Annotated in this window: 3 protein-coding genes; 2 read left to right on the top strand and 1 reads right to left on the bottom strand. The window is 63.4% G+C overall.

Features of this window, described 5'->3' with window-relative positions; all coding sequences use genetic code 11:
• On the top strand, positions 1 to 2,426 hold a 2,426-nt coding region (gyrA, locus tag BGN91_RS08435; RefSeq protein WP_292612226.1), incomplete at its 5' end, for a DNA gyrase subunit A.
• Positions 2,427 to 2,729: 303 nt separating this feature from the next.
• On the opposite strand, the gene BGN91_RS08440 is transcribed toward gyrA, so the two are convergent.
• Positions 2,730 to 2,984, bottom strand: a complete 255-nt coding sequence (locus BGN91_RS08440) for a hypothetical protein (RefSeq protein ID WP_292612227.1) — start codon at positions 2,982 to 2,984, stop codon at positions 2,730 to 2,732.
• A gap of 506 nt (positions 2,985 to 3,490) precedes the next feature.
• Here BGN91_RS08440 and BGN91_RS17665 point away from each other — a divergent pair.
• Positions 3,491 to 3,642, top strand: a 152-nt coding sequence (locus tag BGN91_RS17665) for an adenylyltransferase/cytidyltransferase family protein (protein ID WP_366408398.1), incomplete at its 3' end; no start/stop codon positions are given.

The following is a 3,642-nucleotide window of genomic DNA, read 5'->3' on the forward strand; positions in this document are numbered from 1 at the left end:
TGCGCGTGCCGCTGATCGACGGGCAGGGCAATTTCGGCTCGGTCGACGGCGATATGGCGGCGGCCATGCGCTACACCGAATCCCGCCTCACCAAGATCGCGCAATCGCTGCTCGACGACATCGACAAGGACACAGTCGATTTTCAGCCGAACTACGACAGCAGCGAGAGGGAGCCGTCGGTTCTTCCGGCGAAGTTTCCGAATCTTCTGGTCAACGGCGCCGGCGGCATCGCGGTGGGCATGGCCACCAACATTCCGCCGCACAATCTCGGCGAGGTCGTCGACGCCTGCGTGGCGTTGATCGACGATCCTGCGCTTCCGATCGACGATCTCATCAAAATCATTCCGGGGCCGGATTTTCCCACCGGCGGCATTATCCTGGGGCGGCAGGGTATCCGTTCGGCCTACCACCTCGGCCGCGGCTCGATCGTGATGCGCGGCAAGGTCTCGATCGACACCATCCGCAAGGATCGCGAGGCGATCATCGTCTCGGAGATTCCGTATCAGGTCAACAAGGCGAGCATGGTGGAGCGCATCGCGGAACTGGTGCGCGAGAAGAAGATCGACGGCATCTCTGACCTGCGCGACGAGTCCGACCGCGAGGGTTTTCGCGTCGTCGTCGAATTGAAGCGCGACGCCGTTCCGGAGGTTGTGCTCAACCAGCTCTACAGGTTCACGCCGCTGCAAACCAATTTCGGCGCCAACATGGTGGCGCTGGACGCGGGGCGTCCGCAGCTCATGAACCTGAAGGACCTGCTGACGCTGTTCATCGCGTTCCGCGAGCAGGTGGTCACCCGGCGCACCAAGTTCCTGCTCAACAAGGCGCGCGACCGCGCCCATATTCTGGTCGGCCTTGCCATCGCCGTCGCCAACATCGACGAGATCATCCGCGTGATCCGGGAGTCGCCGGATCCCAACAGTGCGCGCGAGACCTTGATGTCGCGTGACTGGCCGGCGAAGGACGTGGCGGCGATGATCACGCTGATCGACGATCCGCGCCACCGCATGTCGCCGGACGGCACGGCGCGACTGTCGATGGAGCAGGCCAAGGCCATTCTCGATCTGCGCCTGCAGCGCCTGACCGCGCTCGGCCGGGAGGAAATCTCCGAAGAGCTCGACAAGCTCGCCGTCGAGATCGCCGACTATCTGGACATCCTGCGGTCGCGCGCGCGCGTGCAGGCGATCGTCAAGACCGAGCTTTCTGCGGTGAAGGCCGAATTCGCCACCCCGCGCAAGACCGTCATCGTGGAGCAGGAAGGCGAGGTCGAGGACGAGGACCTGATCCAGCGCGAGGACATGGTCGTGACCGTCTCGCACGCCGGCTACGTCAAGCGGGTGCCGCTGTCGACCTATCGCGCGCAGAAGCGCGGCGGCAAGGGCCGCTCCGGAATGCAGACGCGCGAGGAGGATTTCGTCAGCCGCCTGTTCGTTGCGTCCACGCATACGCCGGTGCTGTTCTTCTCCTCGCGCGGCCAGGTCTACAAGGAAAAGGTCTGGCGTCTGCCGATGGCGGCTCCGAACGCGCGCGGCAAGGCGATGATCAACATCCTGCCGCTCGAGCAGGGCGAGCGCATCACCACCATCATGCCGCTGCCGGAGGACGAGTCGTCCTGGGCCAATCTGGACGTGATGTTCGCGACCACCAGCGGCACGGTCCGGCGCAACAAGCTGTCCGATTTCGTCGACGTTCGCCGTTCGGGCATCATCGCGATGAAGCTCGGCGAGGGCGAGGCGATCGTCGACGTGCAGATCTGCACCGAGCGCGACGACGTGCTGCTGACAGCCGCCGGCGGTCAATGCATCCGGTTCCCGGTGACCGATGTGCGCGTGTTCTCGGGCCGGACATCGATGGGCGTGCGGGGGATCGCGCTGGCCGGGGGCGACCGGGTGATTTCGCTGTCGATCCTGCACCACTTCGAGGCGACGCCGGCCGAGCGCGCCGCCTACCTCAAGCAGTCCGGTGCGATCCGCCGCGCCGCGACCGGCGAGGATATCGAGCCCGAAGAGGCGACGCCGGAGGCCGACGAGGCCGCGCACACCGATCTCTCGCTGCCCGAGGGGCGCTATGTGGAGATGGGCGCTGCCGAGCAGTTCGTGCTCACGGTGACGGCGCAGGGCTATGGCAAGCGGTCGTCGTCGTTCGAGTTCAGGGTGTCGGGTCGCGGCGGCAAGGGCATTCGCGCCACCGATCCCACTAAGCTCGGCGAGATCGGTCACCTCGTGGCCGGGTTCCCGGTCGAGATGTCGGACCAGATCATGCTGGTGAGCGACGGCGGCCAGTTGATCCGCGTGCCAGTGGAAGGCATCCGTATCACCTCCCGCGCATCCAAGGGTGTTCGCGTCTTCAGCACGGCCGATGACGAGCACGTGGTGTCGGTCGAGCATATCCGCGAGGAAAACGAGAACGGCAACGGTAACGGCGGCTAGAGCTTTTTCGATTTTGGTGGAACACCTGCTACGAAACGACGCGTGCTCCCTCTCCCATTGGGAGAGGGGTGGGGTGAGGGGTTACAACCTATCGACTGGTCAAAACCCTCACCCGGCGCTTCGCGCCGACCTCTCCCCGATGGGGAGAGGTGAAGTCCAGGTCGATTCCACCAAAATCGAAAAGGCTCTAACGCTGCGCCAATACCGCAAAGTAAAAGCCGCCCGTGGGCATACGGGCGGCTTCGCTTTGGAGGTTTGTTGAAGTTTCTTTGGAGGTTGAGGAATAAAAGTTCGAAATCCGGATCAGCGAGTATTTGCCGTCACCAGACGGGCTTCACGAACGGTGGTCCTGGAATCGGCGGTGCGAAGGCAGGACGCCGCGAAATTCGGCCAGGTTTGCTGCGAGCAGGCGCTCGGCGCCGGGCTGATGTCGAGACGGTCGCCCTTGGCGAGCGGGATCGGCGTGCTCGCCGAAACCTGCGGAGCGAAACCCGGGAGAATGGTGAGGGCGGCTGCGATGAACGCTGCGACCGCGACGGCGGAAAGAGCCTTGATCATGACGGTCCCCTGTTTTGGGTCTGGCCGTTTTTGGCTTGTCGACCCGTTTGGTTGGCAGATTGATTAGCCGGCTCCTGTTTCGCGATGTCTTCGCTGTCTCGGGAAAGTGGTTTCATCAGCCGAAGAATTGTTTCGCCCCCCTGGGCCGGATGAAACAAGGCGCCGGAAAATCGCAACGATTTCAGTGATCTTGCTGTCATGACGATAAGACGCGCCAGCCCCCGAATTGGTTCGGCCGGTCTTCCGAAAAAAATATCGGCTCTCGGCGCGATATTCGCGGAACCTGCTTCGCTTGCGGCGTCCGAACAGGCGCGCTAAAGCGAAATGGTTTGATTAATCGTCGTGCCTGGCGTGAAACCGGGCATTCACGTCTTGAGACGCGCAACAGATCAAGGACGTGGATGGTCGGTGCAAGGCGAGCGAAGCGACGCCGTTCTTCGAATGCCTTTGCCCGGCCGTGACGCGTTGAATGCTTCACGTCGGCTCCACCCACTCCAGACGAGACCATGCCCCGCGTCGCGCTCTATCCCGGATCGTTCGATCCCGTTACCAACGGCCATCTCGATGTCGTCAGGCACGCCGTGGTCCTGTGCGACCGGCTGATCGTTGCCATCGGCGTTCATCCGGGCAAAACGCCGCTATTCTCGGCGGAGGAGCG

Origin of the sequence: Nitrobacter sp. 62-13 (assembly GCF_001896955.1) — a bacterium.
GTDB lineage: Bacteria > Pseudomonadota > Alphaproteobacteria > Rhizobiales > Xanthobacteraceae > Nitrobacter.

Excerpts from the sequence above, each read along its gene's own strand:
- BGN91_RS08440 (WP_292612227.1), bottom strand. The coding sequence starts at position 2,984 with ATGATCAAGGCTCTTTCCGCCGTCGCGGTCGCAGCGTTCATCGCAGCC.